Consider the following 15,947-nt stretch of genomic DNA (forward strand, 5'->3'; position numbering starts at 1 on the left):
GTGGGGCGTCAGGTGCCGCCCTCGGTCGACCGGAAGCGGTTGCGGTAGTCGGTCGGCGTCACGCCGCAGTGGCGGTGGAACGCGCGCCGCAGTGATTCGGAGCTGCCGAGTCCGCAGCGGCGCGCGATCGTGGCCACGGGCTCGTCGCCGCCGGTGAGTGCCTGCTGGGCGGCTTCCACCCGTACGCGCTCCACGTACTCGCCGGGTCCCACCCCCAGCTCCGCGGTGAACCGGCGCTGGAGGTGACGCGGGCTCAGCCCGGCGCGGGCGGCCAGGTCGGCGAGGGTGTGGGGGGAGCCGGGATCGGCGTGGACCGCCGAGACGGCGGCCCGGATCGGGTCGGTGGCAGGCTGCGTGGACCACAGCGGCACACTGAACTGCGCCTGGCTGCCGGGCCTGCGCAGGAAGAGCACGAGATGCTGGGCGACGGTGTGGGCGACCTCCCGGCCGAGGTCGTCCTCGACGAGCGCGAGCGCCAGGTCCATGCCCGCGGTCACCCCGGCGGACGTCCAGACCCGTCCGTCGCGCACGAAGATCGGCCGGGTGTCCACGGTCAGCTCGGGATGTTCACGGCGCAGCTGAGCGTCGCGGCTCCAGTGGCTGGTGACGCGCCGTCCGGCGAGCAGCCCGGTGGCCGCGAGCAGGAACACACCGCTGCACACCGAGGTGACCCGGCGGGCGGTGGCGCCCGCCTCGGCGATCCAGTCGACGAGGCCGGCGTTCCGCGCCGCCTCGTCGACTCCTCCCCCACCGGCGACCACCAGGGTGTCGATCCCGGCGGGATCCAGATCGGCGATTGAGTGGTCGGCGTGGACCCGCAGCCCGCCGGTCGAGCGCACCGGGCCCGCGACGGGGGCCACGATGCGGCAGTCGTAGCCGGGGCCCGCACGGCCGGCCTGCTGGAACACCTCGAAGGGACCCGAGAGGTCGAGCGACTGGAACCCCTCGAAGATCACGAAGACAACGCGTCGGTGCTGCACGCCGTCAAGCGTGCGCGTCCACGGATCGCGTCGTCAACGACGTACTGCCCACACATCGCGTCATGGGCCGGGGGCCATCTGGTCGGGTGAACCACCCGCCCAGCCTGCGGGTCAAGATAATTCGATCATGTTTAAGTACCTTTCATGAAAAATCACCTGAAACTCAGCATGTTCCTGGTCGCCACGAGCGCGGTGGTAGTGGCGGCCGGCCCGCTCCCCACCACGGCCCAGCCGGCCTCCGCCCAGCCCTACTCCGCGCCGCTGCACCGCTCCGCGGCGCCGCTGCTCGACCGCTACATCGTCTCTGTCGACGCCGCCTTCGACGCGAGCAAGCTGCTCAACCGGGCTGGGGTGAAGCCCCTGTTCACGTACACGAGCGTGCTGCGCGGATTCGCGGCCGAGCTGACTCCCGCCCAGCTCAAGACCATCCGGGCCACTCCCGGCGTCACCGCCGTCGAGGAGGACTCCGAGATCGAGGCGCTGGGGACCGCTCCGGCGAAGAGCCTGGTGCCCGCCTCGTCCTGGGGTCTGGACCGGATCGACCAGCAGGAACTGCCGCTGGACGGCCTGTACGACGCGAAGAGCACCGGCAAGGGTGTCACCGCGTATGTCGTCGACACGGGCATCGACTTCGGCCACGACGAGTTCGGCGAGCGCGCGCGGCCGGGGTACGACGCCATCGGCGACGGCCGCCAGGGCAAGGACTGTCAGGGCCACGGCACGCACGTGGCGGGCACGGTCGCCGGCCGTACGCACGGTGTCGCTCCCGAGGCCGACCTGGTGAGCGTCCGGGTCCTGGACTGCAAGGGCAAGGGCACCTGGTCGGGGATCCTCGCCGGCTTCGACTGGGTCGCCGCCAACGCCAAGCAGCCGGCCGTGCTCAACGGCTCACTCGGCGGCCCCAAGTCGGTCGCCGTGAACAACGCGGCGACGGCGCTCTCGCAGCGGGGCGTCCTGCCGATCCTCGCGGCGGGCAACGACGCGGTGGACGCCTGCTCCGTCTCACCGGCCTCCGCGGAGGGTGTCGTGACGGTCGGCTCGACCGACCGGAACGACAAGCAGTCCAGCTTCTCCAACCACGGGAAGTGCCTGTCGCTGTACGCGCCGGGGGCAGCCATCGTGTCGGCCAAGCTGGGCGGCGGCAGCGTCTCCCTGAACGGCACGTCGATGGCCTCTCCGCATGTCGCGGGCGTGGCCGCGCTCTACAAGGCGGAGCACCCGGACGCGACTCCGGAGGAACTGGCGGACTGGCTCAGCGGCTCGGCCACCGAGAACAGGCTGTCGGCCGTCGGCGAGGGCTCACCGAACCGGCTCCTGTTCACCGACGGGCTCTGACAGAAGGGCGCCGACGGGCGGGCGACCGGCCCGGAGACCCACATGGTCCATGAAGAACCGTTTCTGCAACCCGCTGTTGGAGGGACGGACGGGGATGTTCGGAGAACATCCACACAGGCCGGGACAGTCTTTCGACGATCTGTTCCACCCCCACCGCACCATTGGAGTGTCCAGTGCGACTTCGTACCAGTGTGGCTGCCACCGTCGGCGCCCTCGCCCTCGTCATCGCCCTTCCGGCCTCGGCCGGCGCGGCCCAGGGTGACTTCACCTACCAGCACAACAGCGAGACCGGCATCTCCCAGACGTCGGCTCTCGTGGACCCGCAGAGCCGCGAGTGCATCACGCTGCCCGAGGTCGAGAACGAGATGACGGCGCCGGCGCACAGCCCCCGCAACAACACGGACGCCACGGCGACCGTCTTCGCGGGCGCCGACTGCGAAGGCGATCACTTCACCCTTCGGCCCAACGGTGGCCATGCCTCCGAGCGGCTGATGGTCCGTTCGGTCGTCTTCAGCTGACCACCGGCTGACCGGCCGAACCACTGAACCGGCGGACCCGGCCGGCCGACTGGGCCGGCCGGGTCCGCCGACCAGCCGCCCCGGCACGAGCGTCACCGCCCGTGCCGGGGCGGCGCCATGTCCGGCCGGGGCGGCGGACAGCGGGCAGCGACGGACAGCGGGCAGCCGAGCGGGTCAGGCGTACTCCCGCTCCTTCGGCGCGAAGATCAGGTTGCGGCTCTTCTCGGGGCGGTCCCCGGTGATGGGGACGAGCCGGCCGTCCGCCTCCGAGATCCAGCGGAAGGTGTAGTCGAGACCCTCGAAGGGCTCGGTGAGCTTGCCGAGCAGCGTCTTGTGCAGGGCTTCGAGAATGATGACCGGACGGTCGCGCTTGATGACGCCCCGCGCTCCGGCCAGGACGCTCGGCTCATGGCCCTCGACGTCGATCTTGATCAGGTCGACCGGGGTGTCCCCCAGAGTCTCGTCCACGGTGAGCAGATGGACCCGTGTGGTGAACGCGCTGGCCGGCGGCTTGGTGAAGTCCTCCAGCGAGGAGCCGGTGGAGAGCAGGTTCGACAGCGGGAAGCGGATGTTTATGTCCGCGGTGCCCCCGTGGTCCGAGACGCCGTTCTGGTGCAGTACGAGATTCTTGAGGTTGTTCGCCCGGTGGTTGACGGCCAGCCTCGCGTGGATCGGCGGCACCGGCTCGAAAGCGTGCACGGTGGCCTTGGGGGCGGAGAGCGCGGCGATCATCGCGTAGTAGCCGACGTGGGCGCCGATGTCGAGGATCGTACGGCTGGTGGCGGCGAGCCGGCTCCAGTGGTGCAGGCTCGACGACTCGTAACCGAAGCGGCCGTTCCACACCGTGTCGAGGGCGACGGCCTCGTCGTTCGCGCAGAACATGACGAACGGCGGGCAGTGCTCGGAGTCGATCTCCACCCAGCCGTGGTGGGGGAAGCCCTTGCGGTGCTTGGTGAGGATGTCGGAGGTGGTGACGGGCCTGACGCGCGCCGCCTCCTGCTCCGTCCGCCGGTTCGCCTCCTGGAGATCGCGAATCCGGGTGCCCACTCGCGCACCGGCCGGCCGGCCCGGCCGCGGCCTCCCGCTGCTCGCGCTTGATGAGAACTTACGGAGGATCTTCACTGGGCTCCTATATGTCGTTCAGGCGGCCGGGGGGGTAGGGCGATGTTGTCGACACCGAGTGAGCGGCGGATGTTGGTTTGATGAACGGGCGGGGAACCATCCCGTCACTACCGAGGGGTCCGCCGGCGCCGGCCGGCGGGCGCGGTGGCGGCGTGGCGAGGCGTCCTGAGTTACGTTTTCGGTATGCCCTCTGTGAATCACGAACGTTTCGGCAAGATCGGTATCTGGAGCTCGGCCCTGCACCCCTCGGACCCCGGCAAGATCGCCGCCGTCTCGGCGGCCACGGCCGAACTCGACGCGCTCGGCTACGGAACGGTCTGGATGGGCGGCAGCCCGTCGCTGGACCAGGTCGCTCCCGTCGTCGAGGCGACCCGACACATCACCGTCGCGACCGGCATCCTCAGCATCTGGGAGCACCCGGCCCAGGCGGTCGCCGAGCAGGCGGCGCGGCTCCAGCAGGACGCCGCGGGACGCTTCGTCCTCGGGCTGGGTGTCAGCCACGGCGGGTTCACCCCCAACTACGCACGGCCTTACTCGACCATGGTCGAGTACCTTGACGCCCTGGACGCGGCGGCGGCCCCTGTACCCGCGTCGGGGCGGGTCCTCGCCGCACTCGGCCCGAAGATGCTGAAGCTCGCCGCCAAGCGGGCGGTGGGCGCGCACCCCTATCTCGTCACCGCGGAGCACACGGCGGAGGCCCGCGCCACGCTGGGTCCGGACGCGCTGCTCGCGCCGGAGCTCACCGTCGTACTCGACACGGACATCGACGCGGCCCGGACCGTCGCGCGCGGGATGCTGTCGATGTATCTGCAGCTGCCCAACTACACCAACAACCTGCTCCGGCTCGGCTTCACCGAGGGCGACTTCGCGGACGGCGGCAGCGACCGGCTCCTGGCCGCGCTCTTCGCGCTGGGTGACGCCGATACGGTGCGCGCGCGTGTCGAGGAGTACGTGGACGCGGGCGCCGACCATCTGGCGCTTCAGGTGCTGGCGGGCGACCGGGGCAAGGACCTGCCGCTCGCCGAGTGGCGCACACTGGCCAAGGCTCTGGAGCTGACACCTCGGAGCTGACGGGCCGTCGCGGAAGAACGCCCGCCCGCGGTGCGGGCGGGCGACTTCACGGAAGCGAAGAACGCGCCGGCTGCCATCGGCGGCCGTCGCGCACGGCCGGAGTGGTCAGACGCGTTCCAGGACGACCACGGGGATCTCCCGGTCCGTCTTGGTCTGGTAGTCGTCGTACGCGGGCCAGACCTCGGCCATCTTGCGCCACATCTCCGGCCTCTCCTCCGCGGTCGCGGTACGCGCGCGGGCGGTGAAGCGGTCGCCCTTCACCTGTACCTGGACCTCGGGGTCGGCCTGGATGTTGCGGTACCACTGCGGAGCCAGGTCGGCGCCGCCGTGGGAGGCGACGACCATCACGTCGTCACCGTGGCTGCGGTAGATGAGGGGGGTGCTGCGTTGCTCGCCGCTCTTGCGGCCTGTGGTGGTGAGGATCAGCGTGGTGGTGCCTTTCTCCCACACGTGCCCCACCTCGCCGTCCGTCTCCTGGTAGCGCTTCACATGCTCTTTGCCGTACAGCATCTGCCGTCTCCTTCCGGGTCTCGCCGTGCCCGTGGCGTCCCGCGTGGGGGCGGCCAGGGGCTCGTGCGCATCCGACCGTAGCAACGTCCGCGCGACAGCGGCCGTTGTGCGGCGCATGCCGCGCGCCGCGTGTTCCGAGACGGTGAACGACGGTGCGGAAGAAGTTATTCCGATGTGCCGGTCCCGCGATTACCGGGGCAGCCTGCCCAGTTGCAAGGTGTCGGCGAAGGAGTCCTCGGACGTACGCCATTTCCCGGCGCCTTCCGACGGCTTTACATATGCGTACGCGTAACCGTACTCACTCTCGTACTCGTGCTCCGCGGCGACGGATGTCCGCCCGTACGCATCGCCGTCCACGTAACCGTCCCGGATTTCCGTCTCGTCGATCAGCGACGGGCTGGCCCGGTCCATCCGCAGTGCGTCCACGGATTCCGCGAGCAGTTCGTATTCCGTGGTTTCGTCACGCGTGGCCACTCGAATGAGATGGCCCGCCGCCAGATGTTCCGCGACGCGGTCCTGATGGGTCTGATTGTCGCGCCATGCCCGCAGCATCTGGGGTACGTCGGGGACATTGTCCGCCAGCGGGGCGAGCGCCTGGGCGGGAAAATTATCATTGTCGGGGCTCGGATCGAGACGTTCCGCAATCCATGTGGCCCGGTCCCGTAACCACCACAGTGCAAGTGACAGAGTGGGTGCGCGATACGTTCCCAGGGGTACGCCTATACGCTGACCGCCACTGACTCCGTAGGCGGTGACATGGCACAGGAATTCATCATGCACGGCCGCTCTCCTCGCGCCGTTCATTGGTGGCCGGGTGGCCTGGGACGTATTGCTGAGTGCTGACGGTGCGCGGTTGCAGGGCGATTCCCGGAGAGCAGAATCAATGATCTTTAGGGGCGCCCCAACGTATTATTATGTAGTTCGCCGACTCACTGTCACGGCATCATTCTGGCCAGACTTCGAGTGCGTCAATCATCTCCATGGCCGAATTTCGGTAACGATGCGGGGAGTCCGGCCGACCTGGGCGGATACCGCGATCATTCCCCAACTGCCTTGCACGGCACCGACCTTGACGTTCACTGTATGAAGTAGCAGTGGGAGACTGCGGTACAACACAACAGGGGGGCACATGGCCACGGGCAGAGACAGTGACGAGAAAGGGACGGGCGCGGGCTCAGGCTCCGAAGCGGGCAGAGACGCGGACGCCTCGGGGACGGGTGCCGGCGGGCCCGGTGACGCCGTACCGCCGTCCGTACCGACGCAGCCGCTGACACCGCCGCCGCCCGCCTCACCGCCTGCCCGGTCCCCGGTGACACCGCCGCAACCGGCCCAGCCCCCGGCCTTCGAGTATCCCCCGCCCGCCGTTCCTCCCCAGCCCGTCGGCCCGCCGACCCCGTCCGGGCATGTCGCCGCCGTCGCGCTCCTCAATCTCACCGGCCTCGGGCTCGGTTACGCCCTGATCCGCGACTGGCTACGGCTCGGACTCAGCCTGGCCGCGAGTGGGCTGTTCCTTCTCCTCGTGCTGCCCGCGGACACCAACGGCGCACCCGGGCTGCTTGTCGCGCTCTACGCCCTGGTGCTGATCGCCGCGGCCCTCGACGGCGCGCGGCGCGCCCGTGTCCCGGTCGGGCGACCGCCGTTGGTGCTCCCCGCCCTGCGGCCCGCCGTGGCCGTCGCCGTGGCCCTTGTCCTGCTCGCCATACCCGTGGGCGGGGCCGTCGCCTACGACGGGGCGCGGGACGAGGCGGTCGAGCGGATGCTGCTCGACCGGCTCGCCGAGGCCGACAAGAAGGTCGAGGCGACGCGCGAGGGCGACGGCAGCAGCAGGGACAAGAGCGTGGGGTTCACCGCCGCACTCGGTGTCTACCGGGAACTCGGCGAGAACGAAGGGGATTCGAGAGCGGGCAAGCTCGTACCGAAGCGGCTCACCACGTTCTACGACGCCGTGTCCGTCCCGTACACGCGGAAGAACTACTGCGACGCCGTCGACGCCCTCAAGTACCTGCGTGACGTGCCCGATTCGGTCGACGCCGACCTGCTCGGCGAGCTGGCCAAGTGGCCCGACCAGCCGTTGGCCACCTCGCTCCTGGAGTGCGGGAGGCTGGGGCTGGCCCCGGGCAAGCCGGTCTCCGGCCGCGGCGAACTGGCCGAACTCATCTCGCTGTTCCCCGAGTCGGAGCAGGCGGCGGAGGTGAAGCCGGCCGTGGCCGCCGCGATCAAGGACCGCTCCGGGAAGCTGGGCGGAGCCGATCCCTGCTCGTCCAAAACGGAGTTGGAGAGCATCTCCGAGATGGTCGGCACCTTCGAGACGGACACGGCCGCACTCAAGAAGAGCGCCGCGTCGGCCGTGGAGTCCGGAACCTACGCCTGCGGTGTCGACCAGTTCAGGGACAAGGATTTCGACCTCGCCCTGGAGACGCTGACCTCGTTCAGGTCCACGTACAAGGACAGTTCGCGCAGGGACCGGGCACGGGACATCGCCATCGCCGCCGAGATCGCGCAGGAACGCGCGGCGGCCGGCGACCGCCTGCCCCCGGAGAACGCGCCGGGCGGTCCCCGGCTGGAAGTGGTGATCAGCAACGACGCCTCGGACGCGGTGGAGATCCTCTACACCGGGCCCGTGACCGGTACGGTCAAGATCAAGGCGTGTGGTGGCTGCGTGAACTACTCCAGCTACGACGCCGTGGACAGTGCCTGCAAGGACTCCGGCAAGAACTACCCGAGGAAGACGCTGCGGCTGCCCGTGGGTGACTACCACTTCCTCCTCAAGCACTCCGGGGACGCGGCGGACGACGTCACGAGCACGACGGACGGCATGTCGATCGATCCCGGCTACTCGTACACGTACTGCAGCTATGTCGTCGAGAGCGACCCGTTGGGCTCCATCCCACCGATCCTCCCCGAACTTCCCGACATTCCTCTCCCGTCCCTGGAGCCGCTGGAGCCCCTGCTGTCCAGGTAGGGCCACCGGGAACGTCCTCTAAGATCTACGGCATGGGTATGACCTGAGCACACGAGCGTGGTCCGAGACCTAGGGCGTGTCCGGCAGCCACCGGGCCGCGTTCGTGTGCCGTCACCCAGATCCAGGAGAGACCTGCCTCATGCGTCATGGATCGCCGTCCCCTGTCCTGAACCGCCGCATCGAACGGCTGCGTGAGCTCGCCGAGGCCGAACCGCGCCTGGACGGTGTGCTGTTGTACGGGTCGTGGACCCTCGGGGAGTCGGACGCGCACTCCGACATCGACGCGTATCTCTTCGTACGGGACGCGGACGCGGAGACCTTCGACGGGCGGGAGTTCGTCGAGCGGCTGGCCCCGCTGAAGCTGGCCCACACCAATATGTACGGCATCCTCGCCGTCGTCTTCGATGACCTGATGCGTGGGGAGTTCCACGTCGACGCGGCGGGGCCCGGGATCGACCTGATCCCTTCGTGGGAGGGGTCGGTGCATCTTCCCGACCCCGACTCGGCCGTCCTGCTCGACCGCGGTGGGCGGCTGACCGCCGCGGCCCGACGGCTCGCCGAATTCCGTCCGCCCGAGCCGGTGTCCACCGCGCAGGAGCTGTGCGACGAGCTCGCCAACTGGACGCTGATGCTGGCGCATGTGATGGCGCGGGGCGAGAGCGCCCGCGCGTACAACCTGCTGCATGCCGTCGTCTCACCGCTCCAGTTGAAGCTGTGCCGGCTGCTGCGCGGGTCCACGGCGCACTGGCCGACGCCGAGCCGCGCGCTGGAGCAGGACCTTCCGGAGGCCGACCGCGCGCGCCATCTCCGCACGACCGGCGTGGCGCGACCGGCCGAACTGCGGTCGGCGGCGGTGGAGAGCTGGGGGTGGAGCCGGGACCTGGCGGCCGAGGCCTCCGCTCGCTGGGGCACCCGGCTGCCGCTTCAACTGCACGACGAGATAGCGGAGTCGCTGGCGAAGGGGTGAGTGCGGGCAGCCGGTGGCCGACGGCGTCCGACCTGGAACGGTTCAGCCGTACGCGGCGGGACTTCACGGACACGGCCTAGGGTCTGTCGTTTGGATCAGGCTGGATCAGGGAGCGGGGTCTGATCCAAACGACAGACCCTAGGTCCCACCCCTACCTTGACATGCGTCGGCGGCCCCGCCTACCTTCTCAATGAATCGATTCATTCATCGATCAGGGATCGAAGGAAGCCTCTTGATGACGCCCTCCCCCGAAGCCGCTCGGCCCCTCCCCGCCGCCGAACTCCTTGCGCGTTCCCACCGCCTGGGTGCGGACCCGCGCAACACCAACTACGCGGGCGGCAACACCTCCGCCAAGGGCCTGGCTCCCGATCCGGTGAGCGGCGCCGACACGGAGCTGATGTGGGTGAAGGGCTCCGGCGGGGATCTGGGCACGCTCACCGAGCCGGGGCTGGCGGTGCTCCGGCTCGACCGGCTGCGCGCGCTCGTCGAGGTGTATCCGGGTGTGGAGCGCGAGGACGAGATGGTCGCCGCCTTCGAATACTGCCTGCACGGCAAGGGCGGCGCGGCTCCCTCCATCGACACCGCCATGCACGGCCTGGTGGACGCCGCGCATGTCGATCATCTGCACCCCGACTCCGGCATCGCGCTCGCCTGCGCGGCGGACGGCGAGGCTCTGACGGCGGAGTGCTTCGGCGACCGTGTGGTGTGGGTGCCCTGGCGCCGTCCCGGCTTCCAACTCGGCCTGGACATCGCCGGGATGAAGCGGGCCAACCCCCGGGCGATCGGCTGTGTGCTCGGCGGCCACGGCATCACCGCGTGGGGCGACACCTCGCGGGAGTGCGAGGAGAACTCACTGAGCATCATCCGCGAGGCCGAGCGGTTCCTCGTGAAGCGCGGCAGGCCCGAGCCGTTCGGTCCCCTCCTGGAGGGATACGGGCCGCTGCCCGACGACGAGCGGCGGGCCCGCGCCGCCGCGCTGGCCCCGCTGCTGCGGGGGCTGGCCTCCACGAACCGGCCCCAGGTGGGCCACTTCACCGACAGCGCGCCGGTGCTGGACTTCCTGGCCCGCGCGGAGCACCGGCGTCTCGCGGCCCTCGGTACCTCGTGCCCGGACCACTTCCTCCGTACGAAGGTCCGGCCGCTGGTTCTCGATCTGCCGGCGTCCGCTCCGCTCGACGAGGTGACGGCCCGCTTCGCCCGCCTGCACGAGGAGTACCGCGCGGAGTACGCCGCCTACTACGACCGGCACGCCGACGCCGGCTCACCGGCGATGCGCGGCGCCGACCCGGCGATCGTGCTGGTGCCGGGCGTGGGCATGTTCTCGTACGGCAAGGACAAGCAGACGGCGCGAGTCGCCGGGGAGTTCTATCTCAACGCGATCAATGTGATGCGGGGCGCCGAGGCCGTCTCCTCGTACGCACCGATCGACGAGGCGGAGAAGTTCCGTATCGAGTACTGGGCGCTGGAGGAGGCGAAGCTCCGGCGGATGCCGGCTCCGAAGCCGCTGGCGACCCGGGTCGCGCTGGTGACCGGCGGCGGGTCCGGTATCGGGAAGGCGGTCGCGCACCGGCTGGCTGCCGAGGGCGCGTGCGTGGTGGTCGCCGATGTGAACGCGGAGAGCGCGGCGGAGGTCGCCGGTGAACTGGGCGGCCCGGACCGGGCGTTGGCGGTCACCGTCGACGTGACGGACGAGGACGCGATCGCCGCCGCGTTCCGCGAGGCGGTGCTCGCCTTCGGCGGGGTGGATCTGGTCGTCAACAACGCCGGCATCTCGATCTCGAAGCCTCTGCTGGAGACGACCGCCCGGGACTGGGACCTCCAGCACGACATCATGGCGCGCGGTTCGTTCCTGGTCTCGCGGGAGGCGGCGCGGGTCATGACCGGGCAGGGGCTCGGCGGGGACATCGTCTACATCACGTCGAAGAACGCGGTGTTCGCCGGTCCCAACAACATCGCGTACTCGGCGACCAAGGCGGACCAGGCTCACCAAGTACGGCTCCTGGCAGCGGAGTTGGGAGAGCACGATATCCGGGTCAATGGGGTCAACCCGGACGGGGTGGTGCGCGGGTCCGGGATCTTCGCGGGGGGCTGGGGGGCGCAGCGGGCGGCGGTGTACGGGGTGCCGGAGGAGGAGCTGGGCGAGTTCTACGCCCGGCGGACGCTGCTCAAGCGTGAGGTGCTGCCGGAACATGTGGCGAACGCGGTGTTCGCCCTGACCGGCGGCGACCTCACGCACACCACCGGGCTGCACATTCCCGTCGACGCGGGTGTCGCCGCGGCGTTCCTGCGTTGAGGCGCTGAGAGGGAGCGGGGGGCACCGCCGTGTCGTACGGCACCGAACCACAGTCCGCGCAGGAGCGGGCCGCCTTCATCGCCGTCGATCTCGGCGCCACCAGCGGGCGGGTGATGGCGGGGCGCGTGGGCGGGTCGGGCCGGTCCGGTCCCGGGACACTCGACCTGTCCGAGGTGCACCGCTTCCCGAACCGGCCGGTTCGGCTGCCGGGCAGTCTGCGGTGGGACGTGCTCGCGCTCTTCCAGGGGGTGCTCGACGGTCTCGGCCGGGCGGCCCGTGGTTACGGCGACGTCGCCTCGATCGGGATCGACAGCTGGGCGGTGGACTACGGGCTGCTTGACGCGGACGGGCAGTTGCTCGGCAATCCGTACCACTACCGGGACACCCGTACCGAGGGTGTCGGCGAGCGGGTCTGGAGGACGGTCCCGGCCGGGGAGCTGTACCGGATCACCGGGTTGCAGTATCTGCCGTTCAACACGGTCTTCCAGCTCGCGGCGGCGTCCGGGAGTGCTCAACTGGCCGCAGCCAAACAGCTGTTGATGATCCCTGATCTGCTGACGCACTGGCTCACGGGCAGTGTCGGCGCGGAGGCCACGAACGCGTCCACGACGGGCCTGTTCGACGCGCGCACGGGCGACTGGTCGCACGCGCTGATGGGCCGACTGGGCATCGACCGGAGCCTGTTCCCGCCGATCCGGCGGCCGGGGGACGCGGCGGGGACGCTGCTGCCGTACGTCGCGGCCGAGACCGGGCTGCCGGAGTCCACCCCGGTCACGGCCGTGGCCTCGCACGACACGGCTTCGGCCGTGGCCGCGGTCCCCGCGACCGGGCCGGGCTTCGCGTACGTGTCGTGCGGTACGTGGTCACTGGCGGGGCTGGAACTGACCGAGCCGGTGGTCACCGAGGCTTCCCGGGCCGCGAACTTCACCAACGAGCTGGGGCTGGACGGCGGTTACCGATTCCTGCGCAACGTCATGGGGCTGTGGCTGCTGTCGGAGAGCCTGCGCACCTGGGGGGAGCGTGGGCTTCCCGCCGGCCTGGGGCCGCTGATGGCAGGGGCGGCCCGGTCACGGCCGTTCGCCGCGCTGGTCGACCCGGACGACCCGTCGTTCCTCACACCGGGCGACATGCCGGCCCGTATCGCGGCGTACTGCGCCCGAACGGGCCAGCGACCGCCCGCCGACCACGCGGCGACGGTCCGTTGCATCCTGGAAAGCCTGGCGCTCGCCCACCGCGCCACGCTGCGCACGGCGGCCGAACTCTCGGGCGCCGACATCCGCGTGGTGCACCTGGTCGGGGGCGGCAGCCGCAACGAACTGCTCTGCCAACTGACCTCGGACGCGACGGGGTTGCCGGTGGTCGCGGGCCCGGCCGAGGCCACCGCACTCGGCAACATCCTCGTCCAGGCACGGACCCAGGGCCTCGTCGGAGACCGCTCCGACATGCGCCGCCTGGTGGCCCGAACCCAACGGCTGCGCCGCTACGAGCCACGCGGCGACGCCCTGGCATGGTCGGGGGCGGCAGCCCGGGTCGGACTCGACGGGTAGCCCGTTGCGACCGCCCAGGGCCTGTCCGGCGGATCTTCGCGGGCCAGGCGGGACTTTGCGGACACGCCCTAGTATCCGCCGACCGGAGCCGCCGCGTGGCTGACCGGGACGGTGTGGGTTATCCACGACGTGCCGGCGAGCAGGTGGAGGAGGAAGGACGTCGGCTCGGGCAGGTAGTCGGGGACGCCTTCGCGCAGGGCGAGGCCGCTCTGGAGGTGGGTGCTCGGGGCCAGGGCGAGGGTGCTGTTGGCGTACGCGGTCGTGACCGGGCGGTGGACGTGACCCGCGAGCACGCGAGCCACGTTCGGGTGCCGGACGAGCACCTCGGCGAGCGCGTCGCCGTCGGCCAGCCTCATCGCATCCAGGAACGGAATGCCGACCGGCACCGGCGGGTGGTGCAGACAGACGAACGCCGGGACGTCCGGCCTGCGGGCCAGGACCTCGTCGAGCCAGCCGAGTTGGCCCGGTCCGAGACGCCCGCCGCCCGCGCCGGGCACCGAGGAGTCGAGAGCCACGACGGTGAGCCGGGGCAACTCGGCCGCGTAGTACGCCTGGTGGGCCCCGCCCATCAGCGCCGTCCCGCCGAACGCGTCGAGCAGTGCGCCGGGTTCGTCATGATTGCCGGTCACCAGGAACAGGGGCAGCGGGAAGCGTCCGATCACCTCGCGCAGGACCGCGTACTCGTCCGGTGCTCCCCGCTCCACCAGGTCCCCGGTGATCACCACACAGTCCGGCCGCGGATCGAGCACGAGTACGCGGCCGAGCGCCCGGCCCAGCCCTTCGGCGGGTGCGCCGCCCAGCGGGCCGGTCGTGAGGTGCGGGTCACTGAGGTGCGCGACGGAGAGGGCCATACGCACACCCTGCCCGGGTCCGCCGAAGCCCACCGCCGGTTCCGCTCATGTCGCCGGGACAATGGCTGAGGTACGGTGCCTGCCATGGACCCGTACTCGAACTACCGTGCAGTGGAGCCGCGTCACAGCGGTCCCCGCGGTGAGTGCGCGCCTCGCGGCCTCAGCTTTCTGCTGCGCCGGGGCCGGGTGGGATCCCCGCCCGCCTGTTGTTGTCGCTGTCGCTGACCTTCGGTAGCGCCGCGCCCGCACCGTCACGTCCTGACGGCCGCTGTCCCGCCGGACCCGCCTCCCGTGCCCACGCGCCGGTGCGGGCCGTCCCACCTCCCCACCGGTTCGTACTCCCGAGGAGCCTCGTGACCACCACCGCCGCCATATCCGCCGTTCCCGTCCTCCGCGATCCCCACATCCCCGCCGACGGCCTGTACGAGGGGCACCGGGAGCTGCGCCGCGTTCCCGAGGGCTGGGAGGACCGGCCGTACGGACTCTTCGAGCTCGTCCCGCGGTCCGCGACGATCGGCGCCGAGATCCGGGGCCTGGATCTGTCGGCTCCGCCGTCGCCCGCCCTGCGGGACGAGCTCAATCGCGCCCTACTGGAGTGGAAGGTCCTCTTCTTCCGGGGCCAGCGCCTGTCCTCCGACGCACAGCGCGCGTTCGCCCTCGCCTGGGGCGAGTTGGAGACCAATCCGCTGCTGACGGCGGCCGGGGACACCAAGGACGTGGTGCGCTTCGACCGTACGGCCGTCCCGACCTTCGAGAACGTGTGGCACACGGACGTCACGTTCCGGGAGCGGCCCGCGATGGGCGCCGTGCTGCAACTGCGTGAGGTGCCGCCCGCCGGGGGCGACACCATATGGGCCGACATGGCGGTGGCGTACGACAATCTCCCGCGTGAGGTGAAGGACCGTATCGACGGCGCCCGAGCCGTTCACGACTTCGTGCCGGGCTTCGCGCGGTACTCCCCCGCCGAACGCCTGGCCCGGTTCCAGGACGTCTTCCCGCCCGTGGAGCACCCGGTGGTGCGTACGCATCCGGAGACGGGCCGGCGGATGCTGTTCGTCAACACGTCGTTCACCACCCGGATCGTGGGGCTCCCGCAGGAGGAGAGCGACCGCCTGCTCCGGCTGCTCTTCCAGCAGGCGCATGTGCCCGAGTACCAGGTCCGCTTCCGCTGGCAGGCGGGCGACATCGCCTTCTGGGACAACCGCGCCACCCAGCACTACGCGGTCGCCGACTACGGCACGCACCGGCGGGTCGCCGAACGGGTCGCCATCACGGGCGACCGCCCGTACTGATCCGCCCGAGCCGCCGGCCGTCGGGTCCGCCGTCCGCCCGCCAGAGGTGTTCCGCCGGCGTCGGCTACTGCTTCTCGGTGAGCCCGGCGATGCGCTCACGGTAGGCGGCGATCTCCCGTCCGGTGAGGGCGAGGCGGCCGGGCCCGGCTTCGTCGGCGGCCAGGAAGGGCGCCTGCTCCATCGCCCGGTACAGCGGTCCCGGCAGATTGAGCAGGAGCTGGCCCTGCTCGGCCGTCTCGATCACCATCCACGAGTTCCGGTCGGCGGCGCCCTCCCCGACGACGTTCGGCTCGATGGTGCTGGCGGCGGTGACGGTCAGGACTGGGGGGATCGGGGTCTCTTCACTCATGCCCCCTCCCTATCAGGGCGGCTCCGGCGCTGCCCAGCGATCGCGGCGAGTTCCCGCCGACGCAGCCCGTCCGGCCGTCCGCACAGCCGCGTGCGTCCACCCGGGCGGGTTTGCGATGCTGGTAGAAGACTGCCGGTGAGGAGGCGGTTG

General features: G+C 70.7%; 13 protein-coding genes and 1 pseudogene. 8 read left to right on the forward strand and 6 right to left on the reverse strand.

Features of this window, described 5'->3' with window-relative positions; translation table 11 throughout:
• Positions 1-8: 8 nt before the first annotated feature.
• A complete protein-coding gene (locus ACIBBB_RS05905) occupies positions 9-980 on the reverse strand; it encodes a GlxA family transcriptional regulator (protein ID WP_398979162.1) in 972 nt (323 codons plus the stop codon).
• 144 nt (positions 981-1,124) lie between these two features.
• Here ACIBBB_RS05905 and ACIBBB_RS05910 point away from each other — a divergent pair, with 144 nt between their 5' ends.
• Together ACIBBB_RS05910 and ACIBBB_RS05915 are read left to right on the forward strand one after the other, a co-directional pair.
• On the forward strand, positions 1,125-2,315 hold the full coding sequence (locus ACIBBB_RS05910; protein WP_398979165.1) for a S8 family peptidase: 1,191 nt from the start codon (positions 1,125-1,127) through the stop codon (positions 2,313-2,315).
• Positions 2,316-2,488: 173 nt separating this feature from the next.
• Positions 2,489-2,833 (forward strand): hypothetical protein, encoded by a 345-nt coding sequence (locus ACIBBB_RS05915; protein ID WP_398979166.1) that lies wholly within the window; start codon positions 2,489-2,491, stop codon positions 2,831-2,833.
• Positions 2,834-3,007: 174 nt separating this feature from the next.
• Here ACIBBB_RS05915 and ACIBBB_RS05920 read toward each other — a convergent pair whose 3' ends face one another.
• A complete protein-coding gene (locus ACIBBB_RS05920) occupies positions 3,008-3,880 on the reverse strand; it encodes an FkbM family methyltransferase (protein ID WP_398979168.1) in 873 nt (290 codons plus the stop codon).
• 258 nt (positions 3,881-4,138) lie between these two features.
• On the opposite strand from ACIBBB_RS05920, the gene ACIBBB_RS05925 reads away from it, so the two are divergent.
• Complete coding sequence (locus ACIBBB_RS05925; protein WP_398979170.1) at positions 4,139-5,026, forward strand: LLM class F420-dependent oxidoreductase; 888 nt, start codon at positions 4,139-4,141, stop codon at positions 5,024-5,026.
• A gap of 105 nt (positions 5,027-5,131) precedes the next feature.
• Here ACIBBB_RS05925 and ACIBBB_RS05930 read toward each other — a convergent pair whose 3' ends face one another.
• Positions 5,132-5,536 carry a nitroreductase family deazaflavin-dependent oxidoreductase gene (locus ACIBBB_RS05930; protein ID WP_398979172.1) on the reverse strand — a complete coding sequence of 135 codons (405 nt, stop codon included), beginning with the start codon at positions 5,534-5,536 and terminating at the stop codon, positions 5,132-5,134.
• A gap of 384 nt (positions 5,537-5,920) precedes the next feature.
• Positions 5,921-6,316: pseudogene (locus tag ACIBBB_RS05935) on the reverse strand (hypothetical protein); the annotation flags it as partial.
• Between the two features lie 349 nt (positions 6,317-6,665).
• Here ACIBBB_RS05935 and ACIBBB_RS05940 point away from each other — a divergent pair.
• From ACIBBB_RS05940 to ACIBBB_RS05955, 4 genes are all read left to right on the forward strand, one after another.
• Positions 6,666-8,498, forward strand: coding sequence for a hypothetical protein (locus tag ACIBBB_RS05940; RefSeq protein ID WP_398979174.1), 1,833 nt, complete (start codon positions 6,666-6,668; stop codon positions 8,496-8,498).
• Between the two features lie 139 nt (positions 8,499-8,637).
• Positions 8,638-9,465 (forward strand): nucleotidyltransferase domain-containing protein, encoded by an 828-nt coding sequence (locus ACIBBB_RS05945; RefSeq protein WP_398979176.1) that lies wholly within the window; start codon positions 8,638-8,640, stop codon positions 9,463-9,465.
• Positions 9,466-9,700: 235 nt separating this feature from the next.
• Positions 9,701-11,758 (forward strand): bifunctional aldolase/short-chain dehydrogenase, encoded by a 2,058-nt coding sequence (locus ACIBBB_RS05950; RefSeq protein WP_398979178.1) that lies wholly within the window; start codon positions 9,701-9,703, stop codon positions 11,756-11,758.
• 113 nt (positions 11,759-11,871) lie between these two features.
• Positions 11,872-13,305 carry a rhamnulokinase family protein gene (locus tag ACIBBB_RS05955; protein WP_398980036.1) on the forward strand — a complete coding sequence of 478 codons (1,434 nt, stop codon included), beginning with the start codon at positions 11,872-11,874 and terminating at the stop codon, positions 13,303-13,305.
• A gap of 68 nt (positions 13,306-13,373) precedes the next feature.
• Here the strand turns inward: ACIBBB_RS05955 and ACIBBB_RS05960 are convergent, their stop codons facing one another.
• Positions 13,374-14,156 (reverse strand): phosphodiesterase, encoded by a 783-nt coding sequence (locus ACIBBB_RS05960; protein WP_398979180.1) that lies wholly within the window; start codon positions 14,154-14,156, stop codon positions 13,374-13,376.
• Positions 14,157-14,509: 353 nt separating this feature from the next.
• On the opposite strand from ACIBBB_RS05960, the gene ACIBBB_RS05965 reads away from it, so the two are divergent.
• Complete coding sequence (locus tag ACIBBB_RS05965; protein WP_398979181.1) at positions 14,510-15,448, forward strand: TauD/TfdA dioxygenase family protein; 939 nt, start codon at positions 14,510-14,512, stop codon at positions 15,446-15,448.
• A 64-nt stretch (positions 15,449-15,512) separates the two neighbouring features.
• Here the strand turns inward: ACIBBB_RS05965 and ACIBBB_RS05970 are convergent, their stop codons facing one another.
• Positions 15,513-15,797 (reverse strand): hypothetical protein, encoded by a 285-nt coding sequence (locus ACIBBB_RS05970; protein WP_398979183.1) that lies wholly within the window; start codon positions 15,795-15,797, stop codon positions 15,513-15,515.
• Positions 15,798-15,947: the final 150 nt, after the last annotated feature.

This window comes from Streptomyces sp. NPDC051217, from assembly GCF_044455465.1.
Classification (GTDB): Bacteria; Actinomycetota; Actinomycetes; order Streptomycetales; family Streptomycetaceae; genus Streptomyces.

Bases quoted from the DNA above. Each gene is read 5' to 3' on its own strand.
- ACIBBB_RS05910 (WP_398979165.1), top strand. From the start codon at position 1,125: ATGAAAAATCACCTGAAACTCAGCATGTTCCTGGTCGCCACGAGCGCG.
- ACIBBB_RS05925 (WP_398979170.1), top strand. From the start codon at position 4,139: ATGCCCTCTGTGAATCACGAACGTTTCGGCAAGATCGGTATCTGGAGC.
- ACIBBB_RS05930 (WP_398979172.1), bottom strand. From the start codon at position 5,536: ATGCTGTACGGCAAAGAGCATGTGAAGCGCTACCAGGAGACGGACGGC.
- ACIBBB_RS05940 (WP_398979174.1), top strand. From the start codon at position 6,666: ATGGCCACGGGCAGAGACAGTGACGAGAAAGGGACGGGCGCGGGCTCA.
- ACIBBB_RS05945 (WP_398979176.1), top strand. From the start codon at position 8,638: ATGCGTCATGGATCGCCGTCCCCTGTCCTGAACCGCCGCATCGAACGG.
- ACIBBB_RS05950 (WP_398979178.1), top strand. From the start codon at position 9,701: ATGACGCCCTCCCCCGAAGCCGCTCGGCCCCTCCCCGCCGCCGAACTC.
- ACIBBB_RS05955 (WP_398980036.1), top strand. From the start codon at position 11,872: ATGGCGGGGCGCGTGGGCGGGTCGGGCCGGTCCGGTCCCGGGACACTC.
- ACIBBB_RS05960 (WP_398979180.1), bottom strand. From the start codon at position 14,156: ATGGCCCTCTCCGTCGCGCACCTCAGTGACCCGCACCTCACGACCGGC.
- ACIBBB_RS05970 (WP_398979183.1), bottom strand. From the start codon at position 15,797: ATGAGTGAAGAGACCCCGATCCCCCCAGTCCTGACCGTCACCGCCGCC.